Raw genomic sequence first — 25142 nt, forward strand, 5'->3', positions numbered from 1 at the left:
ACTCGACAACCGGCCTGACTGAGTCCCTCTCCCCTCGCGGGAGAGGGGTTGGGGAGAGGGTTCATAACAGATACTTTTAATCTACAATAATGTGCTGTAATCTAGCACTATGGAACGGAGATTAGTCAAGATCGGCGAAGCCGCGTCCCTTATCGGATCAACTCCGGCAACCTTGCGCAAATGGGAGAAGACCGGAGAACTGCTGCCGGCTCGCAAAACCAAAGGCGGCACCCGCTACTACGCGGTAGCGGACCTGCTCGCCCTCGGTGATACCGACGCTCCGACCGTCTGCTACGCCCGCGCTTCGGGCCATGACCGGAAAGCGGACTTAGATCGCCAGCACGAGATGCTGGAAACCTACTGCGCCGCGAAAGGTTGGCGCACTGAGGTCATCCGGGATCTCGGCTCAGGCATGAACTACCGCAAGAAAGGACTGCAACGCCTGCTCGAAATGATCCTGCGCCGCCGGATGCGGCGGCTGGTCATCACTCACAAGGATCGGCTGCTACGCTTCGGCTCGGAGCTTGTCTTTGCCTTGTGTGAGATTCAGGGCATTGAGATCGTCATCATCCACAAGGGAGATCAGCCGTCTTTCGAGGAAGATTTGGCCCAAGACGTTCTGGAAATCATCACGGTCTTTTCCGCTCGGCTCTACGGTAGCCGCTCCAAGAAACACCGCAAGCTGCTGCACGACCTGCAAGCCTCGGCGGACATGATGGCCGAAGATCTGGGAATTTACGATGCGGCGCGCCCACAAGATTAAGCTCGACCCCAACCAGGAACAGGCGACCTATTTCGCCAAGGCGTGCGGCGTCGCCCGCCATGCCTACAACTGGGCATTAGCGGAATGGAAGGCGCAGTACGAGGCCGGCCTGAAACCTAATGAGGCGGCGCTGCGCAAGCAATACAACGCCATCAAGCCCGTCGAGTTCCCGTGGGCACTGGACGTCACCAAGAACGCGCCGCAGCAGGCCATCAAGAACGCTGGAACGGCGTTCTCCAACTTCTTCCGTAAGGTGAAGGCGGGTAAAAAAGGCAAGGACTGCGGCTATCCGAAGTTCAAGCAGAAAGGCCTCCACGACGCTTTCCGCGCGGACAACGGCCCACCCAAGAAAGGCGTGTCGGCCGTGCAGGTCGACGGCAAGCGGGTGAAGCTGCCGATCATCGGCTGGATCAGGATGCGCGAGGAATTGCGCTTCCCCGGCTGCATCCAGTCCGCCACGGTCAGCCGCCTGGCTGATGGCTGGTACATCTCCATCCTGGTCGAGACCGATGAGCGGCTCCACCAGGAATCCACCGGCGTGGTCGGCGTAGATTTCGGCCTGAAGGCGCCGGCGACGCTCTCCACGGGCGAATCCATCCCAGGACCAAAACCGCACCGCAGACTGGACGGGCGTCTGCGCCGACTCAATCGTTCCCTGGCCCGCAAGCGCAAAGGCCGTGCGAACTGGAAGAAAGCGAAAACCAAGCTCTCCAGACTGCACAAGCGCCTGGCTGACATCCGCGAAGATGCCTTGCACAAGCTCAGTCACCATCTGACCACGCAGTTCGATGTCATCGGCATTGAAGATCTGAACGTCAAAGGCATGGCCGCGAACAGGCGTCTTGCCCGCTCGGTCAGCGATGCGGGCCTTCGTTCGCTGCGCACCAAGATCGAGTACAAGGCGGCCATGACCGGCGCAACGGTCGTGGTGGCAGACCGCTGGTTTCCATCCAGTAAGACCTGCTCGCAGTGCGGCCGGCACCACCCTGAGATCGTTCTCGGTGTCGAGACCCTGCGCTGCGAATGCGGCCTAACCATCGACCGAGACCTGAATGCGGCGATTAACCTCGCCAATTACGCGGTAAGCTCTACCGTGTCAGCCTGTGGAGAGGACGGCTCTGGCGTTGCCTCGGCAGCGTGAAACCAGCCTCGATGAAGCAGGAAGAAAATAACAGATAGTTGAGATTATCTGAGACTTTTCGGAGCGGAATCCAGGCGAACACATGGCCAAAACACTCATCATCGGCTACGGCAGCCCGATCCGGGGCGATGACGCCATTGGTCCGCTGGCGGTCGAGCGGCTGGTCGAGCGTGGCTTGCCGGTCGGCGTTGAAGCCATTGCGCGTCATGTGCTGACGGCTGAACTGGTCACTGAGCTGGTGGGGCGCGAGCGGGCGATCTTTCTCGATGCGGCGGCTGGTGGCGAGCCGGGCACGGTTCAGGTGCATCGTCTCGAACCCGATGTGGATGCACACTCGACGATGGCGCATTTTCTCGATCCGCGCGAGTTGCTGGCCTGGTGCCGGCGGTTGTATGGACAGGCGCCGGAAGCCTATTTGATCACCGTGATGGGGGCCTGCTTCGATTATGCCCATTGCCAACTGAGTCCGGTCGCCGAGGCCGCGCTCGAACGGTTGTTGGAGCAGGTCGAGCGGGTTTGGGGCCAGGTCAGGCGGTAGGTGGTCTTGTCAATGATCCCCACAACAGCCCCCTATTCGCCGGTCTCGAACTCAGCGTTCTTGAACTTCAGCACGTTGCAGTTCTCCTTCACCACGCGCTGCAGCCCATCATCGAAGCCAGTGGATGCTTCGGCCTGGATCTCGATGGCGATCTTGACCTTGACCCCCGGCCGTGATGTGAACTGCATCACGACCTCGTCGACCAGGTCGGCGAACTGCTTTTTCGCCAGGATCGGGTCAAGTTCGATACTGCCGTAGAACCTCTTTTTGACCGACTGGGAAGCTGTGCCGCCTGCCGGATAAGTTGGCTTGGAAGTGTCTTCGACTCTCGGTGGTGCTCCGCTGGTGCCGGTTGTACCGGGTACAGCCTCTGTCGGCATTGGTCGCGCTGCCTCGTCAGCGGCGCGCTGGGCTTCAGCGTAGCCTGCGGCGGTCACCGGTTCGATCAGCAGCAGCGACGAGTCCATGATCGGCGACGTGCGCTTGCCGTAGCTGAACCCGACGTACCGGCCATCCTCCTTGCCCTGCGCGAAGCCGAAGAAGTCGCGGCTCTCGGCGCCCGCGGCCATCGTCCTCTGAAAAACCGTGTCGTCCTTCAGGCGCGGCAGGTAGAGTTGCCGGCAAGTCTGCTGCCACACATTGAGCGCATTGGCTTCCTTGACGTCGTCCTTCCAGAACCAATTCTTGAGCACCGTGGCCAGGTGGATCGGAGCCCACTCGGTGATCAGGAGCTCGTTTTCCTTCAGCACGCGCTCGATCTCCTGCGACAGGTTCGGCGCTCCCGGATTGACCTGGAAGTGCTCCCACTGGATTTCAGACAATCCCTTGCCGGGGCGGGCCTCCTGCATCGGGGCGAGCAGCCACTTGTAGGTTTCACGGATCATCCGTCGCAGGGCCTCATTGGCGTCCTCCAGGCTCTTGCCGGCCTGCCGCGACTGGAACTGGTCGAGGTTGAGCTTCAACTCCTTGATGTCGTTCACGATCGACTGCCATGCCAGCTTCGAGCGCACCTGATCCTTGAGGCGGCTCACGCTGTCGTAGTCGGCGGCGAGGAAGATCAGACGGTTCTGCTTGAAGCGCGGCTGGTCGCCACGGTGCTTCAGAATCTCGGTCGCGCGCTCGATGGCGAGACACCGGCCACTGTGGGTGAACGCGGCATCGGGCGGCAGCACCACGAGGCGCAACTGCCAGTCGTCCGGAACATCGCTGCCGGCCGTGAAGATGTGGATGCCGCCGAACACGCCGCCGGCGATGGTTTTCTGCACGCGGTCGCGGATGGTGGGGAAGACGTCCTCCTTGTCTTGGAAGCGGCGCTTGCGCTCTTCCATCTCCCGGCGCAAGTTCGGACGGGTATCGAACCAGAAGCGGTTGTTGCCGCTGTTCAGGTAGTGGAGACGGTCACCCAGGCGACGCAACGCATCCTTGTAGATACCCACCGGTTGCCCCGGCTGCGCCGCGCCCAAGGCGACGCGCTCCAGTTCGATGCCGCGCACCATCTGGTTCGCCGTGCTCGGCGCGCTGCCGAGGAAGATCGCCCGCGCCGCGCGGCGACAGGCTTGCACGCTACCCAGACGGGGATCACGGTTCTCGATGTCGGTGGTTTCGGCACGCTCGCCATCCACATCACGCTCGACGACCGGATCCCAACCCGGCGGCAGGTAGTAGATCACCTCGTTGCGGGTGTCCGCATCCTGCAGTGGAAGGCTGCCCGGCATGATCAGCGGGTCTTTGTCGTTGTCCTTCCACAGGCGATGGATCACCTTGGCCATCAGCTTCAGCACACCACGGGTGCGCTGGAAGTTGTCGAGCGATGACCAGTCCTCATACAGACGGTCGAACACCTCAGGATGGATCGGGTAGGCATGTATCAGCCGGTCGAAGTAGCGGCCCTCCTGCGTCTCGCGCGGGAAGTCCTCGCTGTTCGCCGTGTAGTAGTCGGCAAAGGCCCGGCACACCGTTTCCGCGGCCGGCTTGTCGTTGATGCTGGAGAACAGACGGCGACGGACGATCTCGAACGCCTCCTCGGTGGCCACCGGCTTCCACAGCGCCTGCACGCGGCCGAAGTAATGCGCCAGCGCCTCCAGCGCCTTGACGCCGCGTTGGCTGCCGGCTTCCTTGTCCGATTCCGGCAACGCGGCCAGCAGCACCGCCGTCGGCACCGCCTTCAGCGCCTCGGTCAGCGCCTGGATAAAACTCAGGTTGGAGTCGAAGCTGCCGCCGGTGAGCGTTTTGCCTTCCTCGAACTGGCGCACATAGGCCACCAGCTCGTCGATCAGGATCACGCAGGGTGCGTAACGACGCAGCAGCGTCTCCAGCACCGCCTTGCCCGGGGAGGTGCCGGACGCATCGGCGTCGGCCACCAGCGCGTAGCCCTCAGCCTTGCCCAGCTGCCAGGCCATGTCGCCCCACAGGGTGCGGATGATCTGGCCATCGCGCACCACCGGCTGGTTGGGCGAAGACTTGATGCCGTCCAGCACGGCCACCCGCGCACGGGGCAGTTCGGTCACACCGGCTGCATCCAGAATGACGGGAACGCCCGGCAGATCGCAGGCCGGTGCATCCCCCTTGGCAAGGTGATAGACCGCCAGCATCGTGTGCGTCTTGCCGCCGCCGAACGCCGTCTGCAACTGAATCACCGGATCGCCACCCTTGCCGGACAAGCGCTTGACCACGGAGTCGAGCAGCAGGCGCATGCCTTCGGTGATGAAGGTGCGCTGGAAGAACAGCGCCGGGTTCTGATATTCGGGCGTTGCCGTGCCTTCGTGGACGCGCGACAGGTCGGCGGCGAACTCGGCTTGCTGGAAGGTGCCCTTGAGCACGTCTTCATGCGGGACGGCGATTTCGCGCCAGGGTTTCAAAGTCATGGTGGTTTCCTCTTTATGTGACGGTCCAACCCAGGCGATGCATGTTGTCCTTTGAGACGACCTTTGGGTGTGCGTCTACGGCACGTAGCAGCTGTGCCAGCTTCTGCTTCAGGTCGGCTGGATCGACGACGGGCTGATGGGCCTTCGGAAGCTCGATATGCGCGATCACCCGCAACTTCCTGCCCTTCAGCACCTCTCCGGCAATCGTGCGCTCGCCAGGATCGTTGCCGTTCAGCTTGGCCGGCAGCAGGGCCGCCAGCGTCATCAGCACCTTGTTCGCAATGGCTTGCGGAAGCTGCGAAGGCTTTTCCGCATCCGGGTGGCGGTAGTCTTTGACCTCGATGAGGTAAACCGTAGCGTCCGGTCCTCGCGCCAGTAGATCGACCGCCTGGATACCGTTGAATTGGCGGCTGAACTGTTCGCGATAGAACGACCAGTCGTCGTACTTGCTCGCCAGCCAACCGGTTGGAAAGATGAATGTGAGCTTTTCGACTTGGACAGCAATCGTCATCTTCAGTCCCCCAACGCCATGTAGCGGTCAGACTGACTGAGACTTTCCTCAAGTGCGGCGATTGCTCCAATCTCGTGCAAAGTATCGGCTTGTACCATTTGCACGCCATCGTCGCTTGTGTGCAAGCCGAAGAAGCGTGTTGGCACGACCTTTTGTTGCTTGGAACGAGCATCCAGTTCGATCTCGAACTCGCGCAACAAGAACAGGCTATGGGTGGCTACGAAGACCTGGATGCCCTGCGCCGCGAGATGGATGATGCTGCGCGCGACGATTCTGACGAGCTTGGGATTCAGGTTGGTTTCAGGCTCGTCCCAAAACAGATAGCCCTTGTCCAACAGCGAGCCTGTGCTGATCAATCGCGCCAGCATCGCAAACTTCCGCAGGCCTTCGGCCACCAGCGGCATTTCCATCCGCCCTTCACCAGACATCCGCAGGTAGAAGCGGCCGCTCTTGGCATCCATCTCAACCTTGCCACCGAGCGCTTCCTCCAATGGTTGGAGTAGTTGCGCGGCACGCTGTTCACGCGCCCCCTTCAATGAAGGAGCGCCCAGCAGCGAGACTGTGTCTCGCCAGGTCTCCTCAAATTCCAGGTGGTAGTTGTCGTAAAAGGCCAGAAACCAAGGACACAAGGTGATCAGTTCTCTGGTGGGCAGATAGACCGGCGATCGCTCTAGCGCCTCTTTTGGAAGCCGCATCACGTCCACTTGCGACTTGGCGTTGCTGGCAAATCCGATCGCGCTGCTGGCCTTTTCGGACTTCATGCTCAGCCGGATCTCGCAACGGTCCCGACCCTGCTTGCGCTTGACGAGCCGGCCGAGAGACTCGGGGCGCATCACGCGCACCAGCTTGTCCGCGTAGGCCCGCTCCAAGAGCACCTTTGTTAGGTCCTCAGGGCGCGTTGCCTGCACCTTTAGCATGGCGTACAAGGCTTTGAGTACATGAGACTTGCCGACCCCGTTCTCGCCGACGATGACGTTTAACCCCTTGGCAAACTGCCAGACGTCGTTCGGTACCGTGGTGAAGCTTTGAAACGTCGTTGACGTGAGCATCTCATCCTCCTCAAATATCCAGTTGCGCCTGCGAGCCTTTGATGCCCGCATCCGCCGATGCTTGTTCAATGCCCGACCACGCGGCGATCAATTCGTTGTAGGCCCGCGCTTCTTCGGCCCAGCCCTTGCGCTCGCACAGGGTATAGAGGCGATAAGCCAGGGCGCGCATGGGTTCGGCGCGGGCGGGCATGCGCGCGAGCAGCGCGCCGGCTGCCGACTCGCCGTCCCGATTGAGGGCGCGGATCAGTTGATGCAGGGCCTCCCATACCGGCGTGCGGGCGTCGGTTTCGGGCGACCAGTCGGCGGGCATCTCGGCCCATTTGAGCAGGCGCAGCTCGCCGCGCCCCGCGGCGACCACGCCGGCCTCCGTCAAGCCCTCGACGCTGGTCCCCTTGGCGCGGGCGAGCACATCGGCCTCGCCAAACTTGCCGGTGGCCCAGCCCTGTTGCTCGAACCAGTGCAGGCAAAACTGCGTGTCGGGGTCGAAATCGTCCTCGGCCAAAAAGCGGTTGATGAGCTGCAAGGCGGTGCGCACCCGCATGGGCGTGCCGTCGGCCTCGAGCACCGCGGCGTATTGGGAGAAGATCGCCATGCCCGGGCCGATGATCGCTTGGCTCAAGTCCACCGGTGCGACCGGCGAATTGACACCGCCGCGGGTCATGTCCAGAAGCGCTTCGGGCAAGGCTGCGTTGAGTTCACGCAAAAATTCGCGACGGCTCACCGTGGGGGCATCGGGCGCGCGCTTGCGGCAGACGAGCACGATGCTGGAGGCCAGCGCATTGGTGCCTTTCCCAATCAAGCGATCGGACTGTTCGCTCCGCATCGGCCAGGTGCCGGTGATGGCAAAGCCGGCTTGCAAGACGGCGTCCAGAAAGGTCTCCCAGCCGGTGCTGTGGGTACCGGTGTCGTCCTGGGTCTCGCTCTGCTTGAAGGCGTAGTAGATCGTCACCGGAAAGGCGGGATGGGCCTGCTCGGCGAGGTTTTTGAGCGCCTGCGTCATGCCGTCGAGGAAGAACTGCTCGGCAGCTTCTTTGCTGCCATGACGGTAGGGCGTGGCGACCAGCTCTTCGGCTTTGGGTACAGCCAGCGTGGCGTAGAGGCCGGGGAAGATGGGCTTCAGGCTCTTGCGGAGCCAGACATAGAAGAAATCCGACAGATCAGCGTAGCCGATGTTGTCGTAATACGGCGGATCCGTTGAGACCACCTTGTGAGCAGCTGTGTCACTCGACGCAGCATCCTGCTGAGAGACAAATCCAGGAAATGCTCGAAGTGGCAACTTCAAAATGCAATCTGCAATAAACTCTGTAGCAGGCCTAAAGCCTCCTACCACATCGCTTAGGATTGCCGCCTCCGGGTAATCCCAAGTCATGGCGATGGCCTGCTTGCCATATAAGTTCATTACCTTCTGGTTACCCGCTACCCAACGCGTGCAGGAATTTGAGAAATCTGCGCAACGATCGACTGCAAACGCCAAATACACCCCCACCGCCTCTGCGTAGGCGGTGGCGCCGGTGCCGCCGGCATCCAGCCCGCGGCCGTCGTCGGGAATGCCCGCGGCCAGCGCATCGGCTTTGACCTTGGCAATCGCCTCAATCACCAGATCGGAAAAGGTGGTCAGCGCCACCAGTTGGCGGGGGGTGAAGAGGTCGGCGAATTTGGTCAAACCATATAACGGTGTAAACATTGACCGTCTGTCAGGCGGAATATCGGTATCAGGGCGCCAAGTCGGCATCGCCTGCCGTGCCGCAGCTTCGTGCTCCGGCGTCGGTGCAAGGTACACGCGACCGCGCGGTCCTTCCGCGACGATGGCCATCAATCGCGCACCCATGCGCCCGGCCATGCCTTCGGCCTTGATGTAAGCGGGTTCAATCGGCGTATCGGACAGCAGGCAGCGAAAATTCGCCCCACGCGCCAGTTTGTTGCCGTTCTTCGCCCCCTCCGGCGGCTTGCCCACGCGCACCTCGAAGCGGTAGCGGTCGCCTTCGACCACCGGCTGTACGTAAGCCTCCTTGCCTGCTTTGCTGGAAAGGACAAAGGTCGAGGCCAGCGGCACGTCGACATGGCTGAACGCCGGGTTGGGGCTTTTGACGGTGCGTGCCCAGAGCCACGCGATCACGGTGAGCTTGTGCCCGATGAGCGGCTTGAGGTCTGGGCGGTTCTTGGCCATCTCGGGGGTGATTTCGATCGGCGGGTAGAGGTGGCCGATCCGCTTTTGCGCCTCGTCGCGCATCCAGGCGCCGTAGCGGCGCACATCTTCGGCCAGCCCTTTGGCACCGCGCCAGTCTTCGTGCAGCTTGGTCTGCTTCTCACCCGGCAGATGCGGGCCGACGGGTGGGCGGCCGGCAAAGCGCGGCGGGATTTCGATCATCGCCTTGTTGATGGTCACCGCCACCGGGTTGAGGTCGGAGGCGTAGCTTTCCAGCCCCAGGCGCTGGGCTTCCAAGGGGAGCGCGCCGCCGCCCGCGAAGGGGTCATGGAAACCCGGCAGCTTGTCGGGGTTGAAGAGCTCGGCGGCCTGCGGGTGGTGTTGGTTGAGTTCGCAGGTCTCACGCCATGAGCGCCGGATTTCGGCACGGGCTTGTTCGAGCACCGCTTCGTTGTTGGTGTTTTCCCACAGCACCAGCGCTTCGATGATCTTGAACAGCCGCTCGCGTTCGATCGCGGCCTTTTCCCTGTTCACCCCAAATTTGAAGCCGCCGCCCTGCTGATAGCCGGGGTCGTTGACCATCTGCGCAAAGATCACCGCCCGCGCCGCCGCCAAGGGGCGACGCGCCCACCACAGGTGAATGCCTCGTGGATGAGCACCGATACCAGGCATTTTTTCGTATGCACACGCGGTATTTATCGAATCGAGCGGCAGCGCGACTTCGATGAGTTTTTTCGGGGATTTGATGGGGGTCATGATGGATTCCTTACTGCCAGTGACATAATGCGGCCCATTAGCCCCGCCGGAGATCGCATCTCCGGCCCGACGCCTCCCTCGCGGAGGCGTCTCTTTTTGTGGGGTGCGATGCGCATCACCGCGTGGCCTCCGCACTCACCGCCCGTGCGAGCAGCGCGTCCAGATCCAGATTGATGCTGGTCACCGCCCAGTCCGGTTCTTGCGTGAAGGGCTTGGTCACGTAAAACGGCCCCTCGTGCCGGTCGCCGTCCACCAAGACGATGGCCAGGATGAATTTGTCCTGCTGGTTGAGGCCGTAAAGAATCTCGTTGCGGGTCACGGTGATCGTGCTTTGTCCCTTGGCGCGGCCCTTCACCTCGATATGGCGCGAGGCCGGCAACTTGCCGTCGACCGCCTTCGGCAGGCTGGTCACGTCCCAGCCGCACTTCTGCGCCGAGACATCGATGACCTCATGGCCCAGGGCACGTTCGGCATTCATGACGGCCTGCATGGCGATGCGCTCGATGCGGGCGCGGGCGTCGGCATCCGCCGTCCACCCCGGCTGCCCCTTGCGCTGCGCCAGCAGGCCCGCCGGGATCACCAATGCGCCGCCGACGACGACCGGGGTCGCCGAGATCACATGGCGCATGGCCAGCAATTCCTTCTCGCGTGATTCCCGGCGTGCCGTCAGGTCATCGATGGTGCGGCGCACGTTCTCCAAGGTCAGGCGCACATCCTTGCCGGCGGCGATGTCTTCCTGCAGCTTGATGTAGCGGTCGGACCAGAAGTTGATCTCCTTGACCAAGCGCTCGTGCACAGCCGCCAGCGTTTTGTCCACATGCTTTTCGCGCCGGGTACGCACCTCCTCGAAGTGCTCCGGCACAAGGTGTGTGGAGGCATGCGCCAATGCTTGCTGCTCAAGGTTCTGCGTGATCCACGGCGCGGCCGGCACATCTTCGATCAGGCTCACGTCGGCTTGGCTGATGGGTTCGAGGTCGAGGTGAGGGGCCCAGCCGGCATTGATCGCTGTGCCCTGCGGGTCGATCTCGACAAATTGCATACGGCGTGAGACCACCCGAGTCGGGTCGGCCCCTTCCTTCACCGAGTGGTCGATGATGAACAGCACCTTCGGCGTCAGCCCCATGTCGGTCGGGTCCACCAGCACGGCGCCCTGCTTGAGTTTGTTGCGGTGGGCTTCGAGCACCAGGTCGGTCACCGACTGCATCAGCGGGTGCCCGGGGTGCAGCAGGCCGGCCATCGGCGCACCGACGCGGTCGGTGAGGCGCACGTACTGCTTTTCGAAGCACACGCGCTCGTATTTGCGCAGTACGGGGTCAAGGTTGCGGCGATCCCGACCGGTGATCTGGCGGTCACGCTCACGGATATTGGCCGGGACGTGGGTGATCTCGTAGCGGCCCGGCTCGCGAGGACGCAGTTCGCCGCCAAGTTGCCGGAACGCCTGGCTGAAGAAGGAACGGATGAAGTAGGGCTGGAGCTTGCGGGCTTCGGCCTTTTCCATTTCTTCCTTCACCGCGAAGAGGCGCTTCTCGTCCATCACTTCTTCGCACAGGGCGTTGCGCTTGATGATGGTTTCGAGGTGCCGGGTATCGAGCGCACCCTCGACCTTGCGGTGTAGCCTGGCGCGAACTTCCGGGTCTGCGCCGTAGCGGATGGCTTCGATCAGGAGGTCTTTGAGGGGCTTGTCCTCGAAGACTTCGCCGAGGATGTCGAACACGCGGCCGCCCAGGGCGGCGCGCTCGATTTCCAGCTTCTCGAACAGGCGCTGAAACACGTCACCCTCGCGGGTCTCGTTTGCCACCATGTTCCAGAGGTGGCAGACCTCGGTCTGGCCGATACGGTGGATGCGGCCGAAGCGCTGCTCCAGGCGGTTGGGGTTCCAAGGCAGGTCATAGTTGACCATCAGGTTGGCGTTTTGCAGGTTGACGCCTTCGCCCGCCGCGTCGGTCGCGACCAGCACGCGCACGGCAGGATCGTTGCGGAACAGCTCCTGCACCTTACGGCGCTCTTCACGCTTGACGCCGCCGTGGATCATCACCACGGCTTCTTCGCTGCCGATCAGGCCGCGGATCTTGGTGGCCAGGTAGTTCAGCGTGTCGCGGTGCTCGGTGAAGATGATCAGCTTGCGCCGGCGGCCCACCTCGTCGTGCATCTCGGGCGTGTCTTGCAGCAGGCGGGAGAGCTCGTCCCACTTGCGGTCCTGACCGGAGTGGACGACCTGGCGCGCCTGTTCTTCCAGACCTTCGAGGATGATGATCTCGGCCTCGAGCTCCTGGATGGTCTGCGCGGCGGTGGCCTGGTCGACCACGGCTTCCTCGAAGTTCTCGTAGTCGTCGGGCGATAGCGCGTCGGCCGACTCCCAGATGTCTTCGGGCGCGCCGTTGATGCCGGTGCCGGCCAGCGTCTCGGCCGGCGACCTGCCGCGCTGACCCAGCTTCTCTTCTTCGACCCTGCGCTTGAGCTTGTTGCGGCGGCGCTTGAGCGACTGGTAGATGGCTTCAGGGCTGGAGGCGAGCCGGCGCTGTAGCGAGGTCAGCGCGAAACCCACCGTGCCCTTGCGCCCACCGTCGGCCAACTGGTCGGCCTTGTTGAACTGCTCTTTGACGTATTCGGTGACGGCGGCGTAGAGCGCAGCTTCGAGGTCGGACAGCTTGTAGTTGACGGTGTAGGCCCGGCGCTCGGGGAACAGCGGGGTGCCGTCGAACTTGAGCAGGTCTTCCTTGACCATGCGGCGCATCAGATCGCTGACGTCGACCTTGTGCGTGCCGTCGCGGAACTTGCCGTAGAAGCGGTCGGCGTCCAGCAGCGACATGAACAGCTGGAAGTCTTCTTCCTTGCCGTTGTGCGGCGTGGCTGTCATCAACAGAAAGTGCCGCGTGATCGAGCCCAGCAGTTCGCCAAGCTGGAAGCGCTTGGTCTTGTTAACCTTGTTGCCGAAGTAGTTGGCCGAGAGCTTGTGCGCTTCGTCGACGACCACCAGGTCCCAGTGCGAGAGGCGCAGCTTCTCCTGCAGGTCTTCGGCGCGTGCCAGTTGGTCCAGCCGGGCGATCAGCAGGTCGAAGTCATCAAACGGATTGCCGCTACGCGACTGCTCAACCTGCTCGCGCGAGAACAGAGAAAACGTCAGTCCGAATTTCTCGAACATCTCGTCCTGCCACTGCTCGACCAGGCTGCCGGGCGCGACGATCAGGACGCGCTTGGCATCGGCGCGCATCAGCAGCTCGCGGATGAACAGGCCGGCCATGATGGTCTTGCCCGCGCCGGGGTCGTCTGCCAGCACATAGCGCAGCGGCTGGCGCGGCAGCATCGACTCGTAGACCGCGGTGATCTGGTGCGGTAGCGGCTCCACGTTCGACGTGTGCACCGCCATCATCGGGTCGAACAGGTGGGCCAGATTGATTCGGTAGGCTTCGGCGGCGAGCTTGAACGCCTCGCCCGGCGCATCGAAGGCCCACGGACGACCGGCCTCGGCAAGAGAGAGCTTGGCCTCGTCCGTGCGGAACAGCATCCGCTCCAGCAGCTTGCCGTCGGCGGTCTTGTAGTAGACGGTGAGCGCGTTGTCGCCCACCGGCTCGGTCGTGACGATGCGCACCACCTGCCCGGGCTCCAGGCCCGAGACGGCGGCGTTCTTCCGGATCTGTTCGAGCTTCAGCACGGTGCGCCCCTTGTCAGGCCGATGACGCGCGTGGGTGTGTTCTCCTTGGCGAGTTGCTCGATCTGCTTGACATCTTCAGACGTCCATCGCTTGCCGTGGTTGGCGGGGGCTTAGCCATGGTGGGGCTCCCTTTTGGGCGTAGGGGTTGAGGGCGATGCAGACCATGTGCGTCATCACTCCTCGCCGCGACCCTCGTAGCCCGGCGCCAGGATCAGGTTCGTCACGCCGTACAAGGCCTGGCGATTGCGAAGCCAGAGGTGGTACTCGCCGCCCTTGAGACTGTGGTCTTCGGTGCAGTCGACGTTCCAGCGGCGCAGCAGGTAGCCCGCCATCGCAGCACGGGCCCGGACTTTGAGCACGCCGTTCTCCATGCCGTACTCGGCTTCGATGGTGTCGGGGTGCTGGACGTTGGCCGGGTGCGGCACCAGCTCAAGCTCGGTAATCCGGTTCCACTGGATGTCCTGTGCGGGCAACTCGTGCTCGTTGACCGGGCCGGGCAGCATCTTGGCGTCGGCCAGGCGCGCCAGGACGAAGTCCCGGAACTCGCCGCTGCGGCGATCGAAAGCGCGCACGTGCCGGCATTGGCCGTTGTCGGCGAGGGCGAAGGGCACGATCTCCCGGGTGGTCAGCCCGCTCGACAGCGCGCGGTAGGAGACCTCGACCGCCGCGTTGCGATGGATCGCCCGCGTCAGGACGGAGAGCATCTCCAGGTCGAGCCGGCCCGGCAGGGCGGTGCCTTCATGCGGGACGATGCCCTTCCGGCGGATCGGCTCGCCGTCGCCGTAACCCTCGGACAACCAGGTCAGGACACGCTCGGCGGGAAAGTCGAACAGCGGCCGGAACCAGGAGCCGCGGACGTAGACCTTGCTCTTGGTGTCGTACTCCATGTTGCGCGGCGCCAGCTCCTTGTACTGCGCGATGTCGCGCGTGGCGGCTGCCGCCTGGATGTCGAAGCGGGCGACCAGATCCCGGCGGCGGATCTCGCCAACGAACCGCAGGCGCAGATCGACGAACGCGAGCCGGTCGCGTTGCGCTTGAGTCATCTCCGGGAGTCGGTCGCTGGACATGGTTGCACTGGTTCGATGGCTTGATGGTGAGTATCACGGTACTCAGATCGAACGTCAATAAGAATTAAGATAATCCTAATGTATGTTGCATAATGATGATGATTTGGTCGGGCGAGGTGGGCGGCTCGGCTGGCCGGCCTCGGCGGCGAGGCTCGGTCACGAGACGGTTGGCGTTCTCTCGGGAAGGCGGGCGTGGCCGCTTCGTATAGATGGCCGCCCTCAAGGGCGCTGGGTTACCCGTCTTGCGCGAAAAGCCCCGCCGTTCAGGGCGGGGGAAGGATAGCGCGGACGGCGTAGCCGTCCTTGGTTTTTGCTTTGTGCGACAAAAACGCAGTGCCGTCCATGCCTAATCTCTTTGCCATCGCTCATAGACCAAGAGTATGATTAAACTATGAAAAGACGACTTCAAGCCTACAAGTACGAACTGCGGCCCAACGGCCGGCAAGCGCGGCAAATGCGCCGCTTTGCCGGTTCATGCCGCTTTGTATTCAACAAGGCGCCGGCGTTGCAGAAGGCGCGTTACGAGCAAGGCGAATCGAGGCTCGGCTATGCCGGGTTGTGCAAGCTACTGACCGAGTGGCGCAACGGCGCGGAAACGGTGTGGCTCTCCGATGCACCCGTCCATCCCTTGCAACAGGCGCTCAAGGATTTGGAGCGGGCCTACAGCAACTTTTTCGCCAAGCGGGCCGACTTCCCGCGCTTCAAGAAGAAAGGCCGGTCGGACAGCTTCCGCTATCCCGACCCGAAACAGATCAAGCTCGACCAAGCCAACAGCCGCCTGTTCCTACCCAAACTCGGCCGGCTGCGCTACCGCAACAGCCGCGAGGTGCTCGGCACGGTGAAGAACGTCACCGTCAGCCGGTCTTGCGGCAAATGGTTCGTGTCGATCCAGACTGAGCGTGAGGTTGAACAACCGTTGCCGAAAGGCGGCGCGGTCGGCATCGATATGGGTGTGGCACGCTTTGCCACGCTGTCAGACGGCACGTTCTATGCGCCGCTCAACAGCTTCAAGCGGCATGAAACGCGCTTGCGCCGTGCGCAGCAGGCGATGAGCCGCAAGGTCAAGTTCAGCAACAACTGGAAGAAGGCCAAAGCCCGCGTCCGGAAGATTCATTCCCGCATCGGCAATGCCCGCCGCGACTACCTGCACAAGTGCTCCACCACGATCAGCCAAAACCACGCGATGGTGTGTATCGAGGACTTGCAGGTGAGGAATATGTCGAAGTCGGCGGCAGGCACAGCAGAGGCGCCGGGAAGAAACGTTCGGGCCAAATCCGGCCTGAACAAGTCCATCCTCGATCAGGGTTGGTTCGAGTTTCGCCGTCAACTGGACTACAAGTTGGCGTGGAGCGGCGGCCATCTCATTGCCGTACCACCGCAGAACACGAGCCGCACCTGTCCCTGTTGCGGCTATATGTCGGCGGAGAATCGCCGAACACAAGCCCGGTTCGAGTGCGTGGAATGCGGTTTCGAGGAAAACGCCGATGTGGTCGGCGCGATCAACGTTCTAAGGGCGGGACACGCCCGGTTAGCCTGTGAAGCGAGCGGTGCGGTAAGGCCGCCGGCCGCAGGAACCCACCGAAGCGACTCGGGGGTGGCTCAATGCCGCGCCTGAGCGCCGTAGGAATCTCCGGCCTTCAGGCTGGGGAGGATGTCAAGCACCGAAAGGCATCCAAAGATGAAGGAGACGACCTATTGGCGCTGTTTGAGCAGGGTCGGCATGCGGATGCGGAAACCAAGGCACGTCTCTGGACTGAAGATTATCCGCATGACGTCTTTGGCTGGAAGATATTAGGGGCGATCCTGACGACTACCCAGCGTCATCAGGAAGCTATTTCAGTTTTGGAAACAGCCCTGATGCTCTCGCCGGAAGACGCCGAATGTCTAAATATACTCGGCACTGCGCTCGAGGATGGAGGCCGACCGGAGGAGGCGGGTGTCTTTTATGCGCGTGCTGCTCGCCAAGCGCCTGGTTTCGTGGCTGCATTCTACAATCTGGCCAAGCTGCTTCAGAGATTGGGGCGTCTTGATGAGGCGCGATTTTATTTCGAGCACGCGTTGAGCATCAATCCACTCCATCTCAAATCGCTCAATAATCTGGGTTCACTGCTCCGTGACCTAGGGTGTACGCAGGAAGCATTGGACTGTTATCGGCGCGCTTTAGCCATAAATCCTTCTCAACCCGAAGCACTCACCAATCTGGGCAACCTGCTGCTGAGTCTCGGGCAACTGCATGAGGCCTTAGAGTGTCAAAAACGCGCGGCTCGTCTACAACCCGGATATCCCGAAATTCTGTCGAATCTCGGTAATGCTTTACAGCATCTAGGACGCCTTGACGAGGCATTGGAAGTTTACCGCCAAGCATTGACGATCAGGCCGGATGATACGTCGATTCATAGCAAACTCCTCTTTACACTGAACTACCATCCGGATCAGAGTGCCGAACAGATCTTCAGCGCCTACCAGGAGTTCGACCGGCGCTTCGGCGCGCCGCATCGCCCCCGTCGGCCACCGCCGGCCAGTGACCGAGACCCCGATCGACGCTTGCGTATCGGCTACGTCTCACCGGATTTTCGCTGTCACTCCATCAGCCATTTTCTCGAACCCGTACTGGCGCATCACGATCACCAGTCATTCGAGATCACCGCCTATGCCGAACTGACCCGGGAAGACCGACTCACGGCACTCTATCGCGGGCTGGTCGACCGCTGGGTTCCGACGCATGGACTGAGCGATGATGCCCTGGCCGAGCGCATCCGTGCCGACGGCATCGACATCCTGATCGATCTGGCCGGACATACCGCCGGCAACCGACTGGGCGTATTTGCCCGCCGCCCGGCCCCGGTCTCCGTGACCTGGATGGGCTATGGCTATACCACCGGGCTGAGTGCGATCGATTACTTCCTCACCGATACGATCATGGCGCCTGCGGGCTGTGAGCCGCTGTTTGCCGAGCGTCTCTGGCGTCTGGACGCGCCGATCGGCGTCTATCGCCCCGTATCCGACATGGGCGAGGCCGGCCCCCTGCCCGCACTCACTCACGGCACTGTGACCTTCGGCACGCTGACGCGCCATGTGCGCCTCAATCATCATGTCATCCGGGTCTGGTCGGAGATTCTCAGGCGACTACCGACAGCGCGGCTGATCATCGACAGCAAGGATTTTGCGACCGAAACCGTGCAACAGCAGCTGGCCGAGCGCTTCGCCGCGCATGGCATCGAACCCACACGGCTGAGCATCGGCTATCACAGCCCGCCCTGGGACGTCCTGCGCGCCATGGACATCGGACTGGACTGCTTCCCGCACAACTCGGGCGCCACACTGGTCGAGTCGCTCTACATGGGCGTGCCCTTCATCACCCTGGCCGCGCGCCCGAGCGTCGGTCGTTCCGGCAGTAGCGTACTCACCGGCGCGGGACATCCGGAATGGATCGCCGCCAGTGAAGCCGAGTATGTCGACAAGGCCGTGGCGCTGGCGAGTGACCTGGAGCAGCTGGCCGCTCTGCGTTCGCGCTTGCGCGCCGACTTCGAGGCCGGCCCCTGGCGCGACGAGGCCGGATTCGTCCGACGTGTCGAGCAGGCCTATCGGCAGATGTGGCAACTCTGGTGCAAGACGGAACCGGCAACCTGATGCTTACCGATTACCCGTCTTGCGCGAAAAGCCCCGCCGTTCAGGGCGGGGATGGATAGCACCCGCTGTCGTCGCGGTTTCAGCTTAGTTCGGCGTCCGCTGCTGTTCGATGTATTGGCGCACGATGGCGATCGGCGCGCCGCTACAGCTTGAAGCGAAGTAAGAGGGCGACCACAGCGCGCCCTTCCAGTAGCGTTTCCGGATGTCGGGCCGCTCCTTGCGCAGCAAGCGGCTGGACACGCCTTTGAGACTGTTCACGAGGTTGGAGACGGCCACCTTGGGCGGATACTCGACCAGCAGATGCACATGATCGTCCTCGCCGTCCATCTCGACCAAACGGGCCTCGAAGCCGGCGCAGGTCTTGGTGAAGATGGCGCGCAGCCGGTTGATGGCGTCGCCGTCGAAGACTTTGCGGCGATACTTCGTCACAAAGACCAAGTGAACGTGCATTGCAAAAACGCAGTGCCGTCCGTGTCTAATATCGTTGTCATCGCTCATAGACCAAAGTATACTTAAGACATGCAACGCTTCCAAGCCTTCAGATTTGAGTTGAAGCCCAACGGCGACCAAGCGCGCAACCTGCGCCGCTTCGCGGGGGCGTGCCGCTTCGTCTACAACCGGGCGCTGGCGTTGCAGAAGGCGCGTTACGAGCAAGGCGAATCGAGGCTCGGCTATGCCGGGTTGTGCAAGCTGCTTACCGAGTGGCGCAACAGCACGGAAACGGTGTGGCTCTCCGATGCGCCTGTCCATCCCTTGCAGCAGGCTCTCAAGGATCTGGAGCGTGCCTACGCCAACTTCTTCGCCAAGCGAGCCGGCTTCCCACGCTTCAAGAAGAAAGGCCGGTCGGACAGCTTCCGCTATCCCGACCCGAAACAGATCAAGCTCGACCAAGCGAACAGCCGCCTGTTTCTGCCCAAGCTGGGCCGGCTGCGCTACCGCAACAGCCGCGAGGTGCTCGGCACGGTGAAGAACGTCACCGTCAGCCAGTCCGGCGGCAAGTGGTTCGTGTCGATCCAGACCGAGCGCGAAGCCGAGATCCCGGTTCATCAGGGCACGGCCGTCGGGATCGACCTGGGCATCGTCCGCTTCGCCACCTTGAGCGACGGGACGGTCTACGCCCCGCTCAATAGCTTCAAGCGGCATGAAACGCGCTTGCGCCGTGCGCAGCAGGCGATGAGCCGCAAGGTCAAGTTCAGCCGCAACTGGGAAAAGGCCAAAGCCCGCGTCCGGAAGATTCATTCCCGCATCGGCAATGCCCGCCGCGACTTCCTGCATAAGACCTCGACCGCGATCAGCCAAAACCACGCGATGGTGTGTATCGAGGACTTGCAGGTGAGGAATATGTCGAAGTCGGCGGCAGGCACAGCAGAGGCGCCGGGAAGAAACGTTCGGGCCAAATCCGGCCTGAACAAGTCCATCCTCGATCAGGGTTGGTTCGAGTTTCGCCGTCAACTGGACTACAAGTTGGCGTGGAGCGGCGGCCATCTCATTGCCGTACCACCGCAGAACACGAGCCGCACCTGTCCCTGTTGCGGCTATATGTCGGCGGAGAATCGCCGGACACAAGCCCGGTTCGAGTGCGTGGAATGCGGTTTCGAGGAAAACGCCGATGTGGTCGGCGCGATCAACGTTCTAAGGGCGGGACACGCCCGGTTAGCCTGTGAAGCGAGCGGTGCGGTAAGGCCGCCGGCAGCAGGAACCCACCGAAGCGACTCGGGGGCGGCGGCTCGCTGCCGCGCCTGAGCGCCGTAGGAATCTCCGGCCTTCAGGCCGGGGAGGATGTCAACGAATCCTCATCCACTCGCACGAGAGCTTAAATCATGAACCAACGCCGCTGGCCGACCCAACTTGCCGCCTACCCCTATGCCCAGCCGCTGCTGATCGGATGGCAGATTGCCGATCGCGAACGAGATGCCTACTGGAATGACTACGAGCAGGCGCTCGACGCCTATCTAGCCTCTCAGGATGAGACCCTGACCGACGAAGAACGCCGGAACTGGCTCCTGACTAGTCGCGAACGCTTTCAGGCTTTAGCCGCTAGGGGCGATCGGCATATCGGCACCAGCCTGGCTCTCATCCGCATTCACTCCGAACTTGGCGAACCGCAAGCCGTGATACAGGCGATCGAGCAGATGCTCGATATCATGCCCTGGCTCGCCGAGCCACTGCCTGATGAACTGGAGCTTCACGTCAACAGACCCTTTATCGCGCCGCTTGCCGACTTTGACCAAAAACAGGTTTTCGATAGCGATCTAGGTCAGTGGATTCAGTCGGGAGTCATGACCGCCCTGGAGACTGCCGACCGCACTGCATAGGCGACGACGTCGCTGCTTTTCGCACCCAGAACTGATACATCCCGGCAAAGGTCTTGGGGTGTGCCTGTTCGAACCGGTGCCAATGCTCCAGATTGGTCGCAGACGGATCATCCGGAAAACGCTCGGCATAGCGCGCCATGACTCGCTGATCGAGGATGAATCCCACCAGACTCAGTTCCAGCTCGTGCAGCACGTCGGCCAGTTGCGGCAGCGTGAAACGCTGTTCGCTGACATGGAACAGCAGATCGCGGCACCCGCTGAGGCTATAGAAATCGGCGCTTCGGGTCAGAGGCGCATCATCGGACTCATCGTGCTGCCGGAGCAGTTGCTGCCGAAACGCGCGTATTTCTGTGGCGGTCGGTTGTCGGTTCTCGCGCGCAATCTGCTCGCGCACCCTGACTATGTCACGGCGCGCCCATTCGCTATAAAGCCCGATCGACATGAAACCGTCGGGACGCAGATGCGCAAGTAACGCCTTCCAACCGGCGATGGGGTCTTGCAGATGATGCAGCACGCCCACCGACTCGATCAGATCGAAAGACTCTTCGAGCTTGTCCAATCGCAGAATGTCGGCCTGAGCATAACGGACGTTGGTCACGCCCAGCTCGTGCGTCTTGCGTTTCGCGTAGGCGAGACTAGCCAAAGACAGATCGACAGCTAGGATTTGCGCCTCGGGGTAGCGTCGGGCAACGTCGAGCGAATGCAGCCCCGTGCCGCAACCGGCCACCAGGATCGAAACCCGGCCATCCTGCCGGACTGGTGGATGAAGATGTGCGTTGGGGAATTGTTGGCGAACATAGGCGGCGATGGTCGGGGCCGAGGGAACGATCCCAGCCCGCGTCCAGCGCGGATAGGGATGCTCCTCGTATTGCGCCCGCACCTCGACCGAAACGGAATCGGCGATTGCAGTCAGACGCGGCATCGAGCGGCGATATTCCGCCTCCAGCAGCGGCTCGCGCACCTGTTCGATCAGCACCTGCATGACCGGCTCGGACCAGTCGTGCTCCAGCAACCCGGCCGGCTCCGGCAGCGTCAGCAGCGGTCGATAGGACGCCAGCGTGAGCAGATACGGCTCCGCGATCGGCGCCTGTTGGCGTAGCGCCGTCGACAACGCTCCATGCAGCGCCTCGATGCGCGCCGTTTCCGGATCGCTCTCCGCCCAGACGTAATCATTGAGATGGCATTGCCGCGCCAGCGCTGCCGGCAGACGCCGCGCCGTTGCGTCGAACAGCCGCATCGCCCCGTTCAGTGCCACCGCCTCCAGCAGCGCGCGCCGAACCTGGGTCAACAGCCGCTCCAAATCGGTATCTGCAATCGGGCAGGCTTCCAGCAGACCCATCAGCACGTCATCGTCGGCCAACCTGACCAATCCGGTCGTGCCGAACAGATCCGCCGCCGTCAGCGTCTCACCACCGTTGAGACGGGCAAGGGCGGACGCGATGAGCGGATTCAGGCGGATGAAACTGACGCAGGTAACCATGAGTTCATGCGGACGACACCAGGATTCGCGCAACGCCTGAACCAGCCGTGCGCGAATCTCGGGGCGATCCTGCGTGAAAGTCAGCCGCTTGAGACAGTGCGCATACTGGCTCTTGGCCAGGGGCCAGTCGGGTTTCAGGTCCAGGGCGCGGCCATAGTGTGCCAGCGACTCCTCGAAGCGCCCCAGGTCGCGCAGCACCGATCCCAGGTTGTGATGTGCTTCGGCGAAATCCGGTTTGAGTTCGATGGCGCGCGCATAGGCCGCGAGCGCCGCCTCCAGACGTCCGAGCGCCTTGAGTGCATGACCGCGATCATTGTGAGCACTGGCCGAGTCCGGCCTCAACGCCAACGCTCGGTCGAGACAGACCAGCGCCTCGTCGGCCCGTCCGAGTTGCACCAGGACATTGCCGCGATTGATGAGTGCGCTGACGTAATCCGGGCGCAGACTCAGACCGCGCTCGATCATGTTCAGGGCGGCATCGAGCTGTCCCAGATCCTGAAGCGTCTTGCCCAGGCTGTTGAGCGATTCGCTGTCGCGCGGATTGAGCTTGAGCGCCTGTTGCAGCGCGGGCAGCGCCTCGCATTGACGGTCGCAGGCCAGCAGGAGCGTTCCCAGCGCCTTCCAGCTGAAGGCGGCTTTGGGATAGCGCCGGGTGAAATCGCGCGCCATCGCCTCGCCCTCGCTCAGACGTCCGGCGTTGAACAGCGCCACCAAAGCGTCCTGCTCGGTCGTGGATGGGCCGGATGCGCCGGCGGCGCGGCGCATTCCAGGACGGTTCGGGACATGCGAACCGGGCGGTCGGTTATTCTTGCGCATGGCTGGGAGAAAACGTTTGAGGAATGAATCGAAGCATTCTAGCCGTGATCGCGGCCTTCCCTTCACTCGGGCCTAGGATCCGGAGGCGGGAGTATCGCCCAACGCCCTGTGATCTACGTCACAGTCAGCACGACACATCGGCTCAAGCTTTCATCCGGCTGGCCGATACCCAAGTCGGATCGAAGCGATTAAAACCAAGGCAGCGCTGGTGTTCAGCCGTCGGCCTGGGTCAACACAGATAGGAGAACAGTCATGGCAATGGTCATCAACACCAACGTGATGTCGCTGAATGCCCAGCGAAATCTCACCAAATCCCAGGGCGCCCTGGGGCAGTCGATGGAACGCCTGAGCAGTGGTCTGCGCATCAACTCGGCCAAGGACGACGCCGCCGGCTCGGCGATCGCCAGCCGCCTCACCTCGCAGATCCGGGGTTTCGATCAGTCGGTGCGCAACGCCAACGATGGTATTTCACTGGTGCAGACTGCCGAGGGTGCGCTGAGTGAGTCGTCCAACATCCTGCAACGCATGCGTGAGCTGGCCGTGCAGTCGGCGAACGGCACCTACACCTCCGGCAACCGCACCACGCTCAACGCCGAGACCCAGCAGTTGATCAAGGAGCTGGATCGCATTTCGACCAGCACCAACTTCAACGGAATGAATCTGCTCGATGGTTCGGCGCAGGAGGTCAAGCTACAAGTCGGTGCCGAGGCCAATCAGACCATCAGCGTCCGGATCAGCGCCATGGACTCCTCGTCACTCGGCATCGAAAAGACCGCCGGCATCGGGTCGGTGGGACGCATCGGAACAGGTACAACGGCGGCCCTGGCCACAACCGCCGTCGGTCAGTTAGGTACCGGCGATCTGGTGATCAACGGCATCGCAATCGACGCAGCCGTCGCAGCGTCCGATACAGCGTCCTCAGCAGCCAAGGCTTCAAGCGCCATTTCGACCGCCGCCGCCATCAATGCCAAGACCGATCAGACCGGCGTATCGGCCGTAGTGGGCGAAACGCGGATCGGCGGCAACGCCATGGCCTCCAGTACAGCCGCCATAGGATCCATCACGCTGAATGGCGTGACGATTGATCTGAGTACCACCACCGATACCGCCACCACACGTGCGGCGATCGTACGGGATATCAATCTAAAATCCGACCAAACCGGAGTGACCGCCATCGACTCCGGCACGGACAATGGCGGCATTACCCTGGTAGCCGCTGACGGGCGCAATATCGTTCTGGAAAACACGTCAGGCGGTTTGACGGCAGGCAACACCGGTCTGGGCTTGGCCGGCGCATCCGGGAATACCGCCATCGCCACCGGCACCGTGACCCTGGTCTCCGAGGGCAACAAACCCATCACCATCAGCTCGGGCGCGACCGGCAATGCCTCGGATGTCGGCTTTGCCGAAGGTACCTTCAACGGCTCCAAGGTCCAGGTGTCCTCGAACCTCGGCACCAACACTACAGCGATGGCGGCGGGCAATGTTTTCGTCAACGGCGTCTCGGTCGGCCCGTCCTATGCCACCGACGATACGGCGTCTTCGGCCGGCAATGACTTCAGCGCCATATCCAAAGCCGCCGCCTTCAACGCGGTTTCGGATAAGAGCGGCGTCACGGCGGTAGTCAATCGGAACATCGCGAAGAACGCGACGGCTCAGGCCACTGCAAGTGCTGCTGTATCCGGCTCAATCAATGGTGTAGCGATCACCGGCTTTACGACAGTTGCAGGTGCGGAGAACAACAGCCTCAATCGTCAGTCGCTGGTCAACGCCATCAATGCCATTTCCAAGCAAACAGGGGTGAAAGCGATCGATACCGGTGAGGATGGCAGTACTTCCGGCGGCGGCGTCCAACTCATCGCCGAGGATGGGCGCAACATCGTAGCGAACATCACCAATGGAGCGAACGCCGGCTTCAACTCAGGTGCGGGAACCTATGTCGGTGAATTCACGCTGGTCTCCGACAAGGAGATCGTCATCACCCGCGGCACCAACGCCGATCTCTCCAACTCGGGCTTCACGGTCGGTAAGTATGGCGGCGGCGAGAAGGGTCAGTCGCTCAAGAACATCGACATCTCCACGATCGAGGGCGCCAACAAGGCCATCGTCGCCATCGACAACGCCCTGGAGAAGGTCAACAACGTCCGCTCCGACCTGGGTGCGGTCAACAACCGGCTGGACTTCACCATCAACAACCTGACCAGCATCTCGCAGAACGCCTCGGCCTCGCGCTCGCGCATCGAGGATGCGGACTTCGCGCTCGAAACCTCGAGGCTCTCGCGCTCGCAGGTGTTGACACAGGCCAGCCAGGCGATGCTCGCCCAGGCCAACTCGCAACCCCAGCAGGTACTGTCACTCCTGCGCTAAACTCATGGCAAGTTAAGTGACGGATGCGGGCGGCGCTCCAGACGGAG

General features: G+C 62.3%; 16 protein-coding genes. 8 read left to right on the forward strand and 8 right to left on the reverse strand.

The features are described 5' to 3' along the window. Positions 1-109: 109 nt before the first annotated feature. The 3 genes from Atep_RS10825 (at position 110) to Atep_RS10835 (ending at position 2442) form a co-directional block, all read left to right on the forward strand. Positions 110-763, forward strand: a complete 654-nt coding sequence (locus Atep_RS10825) for an IS607 family transposase (protein ID WP_213378536.1) — start codon at positions 110-112, stop codon at positions 761-763. Continuing rightward, the gene (locus Atep_RS10830) at positions 741-1904 is read left to right on the forward strand and encodes an RNA-guided endonuclease InsQ/TnpB family protein (protein WP_213378537.1); all 1164 of its coding nucleotides are present in this window, start codon (positions 741-743) and stop codon (positions 1902-1904) included. The genes Atep_RS10825 and Atep_RS10830 overlap by 23 nt, the downstream gene beginning before the upstream one ends. Positions 1905-1986: 82 nt before the next feature. Further along, positions 1987-2442 (forward strand): hydrogenase maturation protease, encoded by a 456-nt coding sequence (locus Atep_RS10835; RefSeq protein ID WP_213378538.1) that lies wholly within the window; start codon positions 1987-1989, stop codon positions 2440-2442. Positions 2443-2474: 32 nt separating this feature from the next. On the opposite strand, the gene Atep_RS10840 is transcribed toward Atep_RS10835, so the two are convergent. The 6 genes from Atep_RS10840 to Atep_RS10865 all read right to left on the reverse strand — a co-directional run bounded on the left by Atep_RS10840 (position 2475) and on the right by Atep_RS10865 (position 14463). Beyond that, positions 2475-5306 carry an ATP-binding protein gene (locus Atep_RS10840; protein WP_213378539.1) on the reverse strand — a complete coding sequence of 944 codons (2832 nt, stop codon included), beginning with the start codon at positions 5304-5306 and terminating at the stop codon, positions 2475-2477. A 13-nt stretch (positions 5307-5319) separates the two neighbouring features. Further along, the gene (locus tag Atep_RS10845) at positions 5320-5817 is read right to left on the reverse strand and encodes a hypothetical protein (RefSeq protein ID WP_213378540.1); all 498 of its coding nucleotides are present in this window, start codon (positions 5815-5817) and stop codon (positions 5320-5322) included. 2 nt (positions 5818-5819) lie between these two features. After that, entirely contained in the window at positions 5820-6866 is a 1047-nt protein-coding gene (locus Atep_RS10850) for an AAA family ATPase (RefSeq protein WP_213378541.1), read from the reverse strand. A gap of 10 nt (positions 6867-6876) precedes the next feature. Continuing rightward, a complete protein-coding gene (locus tag Atep_RS10855; protein WP_213378542.1) occupies positions 6877-9768 on the reverse strand; it encodes a DUF1156 domain-containing protein in 2892 nt (963 codons plus the stop codon). Positions 9769-9883: 115 nt separating this feature from the next. Continuing rightward, the gene (locus Atep_RS10860; RefSeq protein ID WP_236786144.1) at positions 9884-13420 is read right to left on the reverse strand and encodes a helicase-related protein; all 3537 of its coding nucleotides are present in this window, start codon (positions 13418-13420) and stop codon (positions 9884-9886) included. Between the two features lie 173 nt (positions 13421-13593). Further along, entirely contained in the window at positions 13594-14463 is an 870-nt protein-coding gene (locus tag Atep_RS10865; RefSeq protein WP_236786146.1) for a BrxR family transcriptional regulator, read from the reverse strand. Between the two features lie 415 nt (positions 14464-14878). Between Atep_RS10865 and Atep_RS10870 the strand changes: the two genes are divergently transcribed. Further along, complete coding sequence (locus tag Atep_RS10870) at positions 14879-16102, forward strand: RNA-guided endonuclease InsQ/TnpB family protein (protein WP_213378544.1); 1224 nt, start codon at positions 14879-14881, stop codon at positions 16100-16102. After that, a complete protein-coding gene (locus Atep_RS16930) occupies positions 16090-18117 on the forward strand; it encodes an O-linked N-acetylglucosamine transferase, SPINDLY family protein (protein WP_213378545.1) in 2028 nt (675 codons plus the stop codon). The genes Atep_RS10870 and Atep_RS16930 overlap by 13 nt, the downstream gene beginning before the upstream one ends. Before the next feature lie 84 nt (positions 18118-18201). On the opposite strand, the gene tnpA is transcribed toward Atep_RS16930, so the two are convergent. Further along, positions 18202-18615, reverse strand: coding sequence for an IS200/IS605 family transposase (gene tnpA / locus Atep_RS10880; RefSeq protein ID WP_213378546.1), 414 nt, complete (start codon positions 18613-18615; stop codon positions 18202-18204). Positions 18616-18636: 21 nt separating this feature from the next. Here tnpA and Atep_RS10885 point away from each other — a divergent pair, with 21 nt between their 5' ends. Together Atep_RS10885 and Atep_RS10890 are read left to right on the forward strand one after the other, a co-directional pair. Continuing rightward, complete coding sequence (locus tag Atep_RS10885) at positions 18637-19860, forward strand: RNA-guided endonuclease InsQ/TnpB family protein (protein WP_213378547.1); 1224 nt, start codon at positions 18637-18639, stop codon at positions 19858-19860. Between the two features lie 77 nt (positions 19861-19937). After that, positions 19938-20432 carry a hypothetical protein gene (locus tag Atep_RS10890; protein WP_213378548.1) on the forward strand — a complete coding sequence of 165 codons (495 nt, stop codon included), beginning with the start codon at positions 19938-19940 and terminating at the stop codon, positions 20430-20432. Here the strand turns inward: Atep_RS10890 and Atep_RS10895 are convergent. Then, entirely contained in the window at positions 20395-22728 is a 2334-nt protein-coding gene (locus Atep_RS10895; protein ID WP_213378549.1) for a tetratricopeptide repeat protein, read from the reverse strand. The genes Atep_RS10890 and Atep_RS10895 overlap by 38 nt on opposite strands. 252 nt (positions 22729-22980) lie before the next feature. Here Atep_RS10895 and Atep_RS16935 point away from each other — a divergent pair, with 252 nt between their 5' ends. Further along, a complete protein-coding gene (locus Atep_RS16935) occupies positions 22981-25095 on the forward strand; it encodes a flagellin N-terminal helical domain-containing protein (RefSeq protein WP_213378550.1) in 2115 nt (704 codons plus the stop codon). Positions 25096-25142 lie beyond the last annotated feature (47 nt).

Source organism: Allochromatium tepidum (assembly GCF_018409545.1).
GTDB classification, from domain to species: domain Bacteria; phylum Pseudomonadota; class Gammaproteobacteria; order Chromatiales; family Chromatiaceae; genus Thermochromatium; species Thermochromatium tepidum_A.

Excerpts from the sequence above, each read along its gene's own strand:
- Atep_RS10825 (WP_213378536.1), top strand. The coding sequence starts at position 110 with ATGGAACGGAGATTAGTCAAGATCGGCGAAGCCGCGTCCCTTATCGGA.
- Atep_RS10830 (WP_213378537.1), top strand. The coding sequence starts at position 741 with ATGCGGCGCGCCCACAAGATTAAGCTCGACCCCAACCAGGAACAGGCG.
- Atep_RS10835 (WP_213378538.1), top strand. The coding sequence starts at position 1,987 with ATGGCCAAAACACTCATCATCGGCTACGGCAGCCCGATCCGGGGCGAT.
- Atep_RS10840 (WP_213378539.1), bottom strand. The coding sequence starts at position 5,306 with ATGACTTTGAAACCCTGGCGCGAAATCGCCGTCCCGCATGAAGACGTG.
- Atep_RS10845 (WP_213378540.1), bottom strand. The coding sequence starts at position 5,817 with ATGACGATTGCTGTCCAAGTCGAAAAGCTCACATTCATCTTTCCAACC.
- Atep_RS10850 (WP_213378541.1), bottom strand. The coding sequence starts at position 6,866 with ATGCTCACGTCAACGACGTTTCAAAGCTTCACCACGGTACCGAACGAC.
- Atep_RS10855 (WP_213378542.1), bottom strand. The coding sequence starts at position 9,768 with ATGACCCCCATCAAATCCCCGAAAAAACTCATCGAAGTCGCGCTGCCG.
- Atep_RS10865 (WP_236786146.1), bottom strand. The coding sequence starts at position 14,463 with ATGACTCAAGCGCAACGCGACCGGCTCGCGTTCGTCGATCTGCGCCTG.
- Atep_RS10870 (WP_213378544.1), top strand. The coding sequence starts at position 14,879 with ATGAAAAGACGACTTCAAGCCTACAAGTACGAACTGCGGCCCAACGGC.
- Atep_RS16930 (WP_213378545.1), top strand. The coding sequence starts at position 16,090 with ATGCCGCGCCTGAGCGCCGTAGGAATCTCCGGCCTTCAGGCTGGGGAG.
- tnpA (WP_213378546.1), bottom strand. The coding sequence starts at position 18,615 with ATGAGCGATGACAACGATATTAGACACGGACGGCACTGCGTTTTTGCA.
- Atep_RS10885 (WP_213378547.1), top strand. The coding sequence starts at position 18,637 with ATGCAACGCTTCCAAGCCTTCAGATTTGAGTTGAAGCCCAACGGCGAC.
- Atep_RS10890 (WP_213378548.1), top strand. The coding sequence starts at position 19,938 with ATGAACCAACGCCGCTGGCCGACCCAACTTGCCGCCTACCCCTATGCC.
- Atep_RS10895 (WP_213378549.1), bottom strand. The coding sequence starts at position 22,728 with ATGCGCAAGAATAACCGACCGCCCGGTTCGCATGTCCCGAACCGTCCT.
- Atep_RS16935 (WP_213378550.1), top strand. The coding sequence starts at position 22,981 with ATGGCAATGGTCATCAACACCAACGTGATGTCGCTGAATGCCCAGCGA.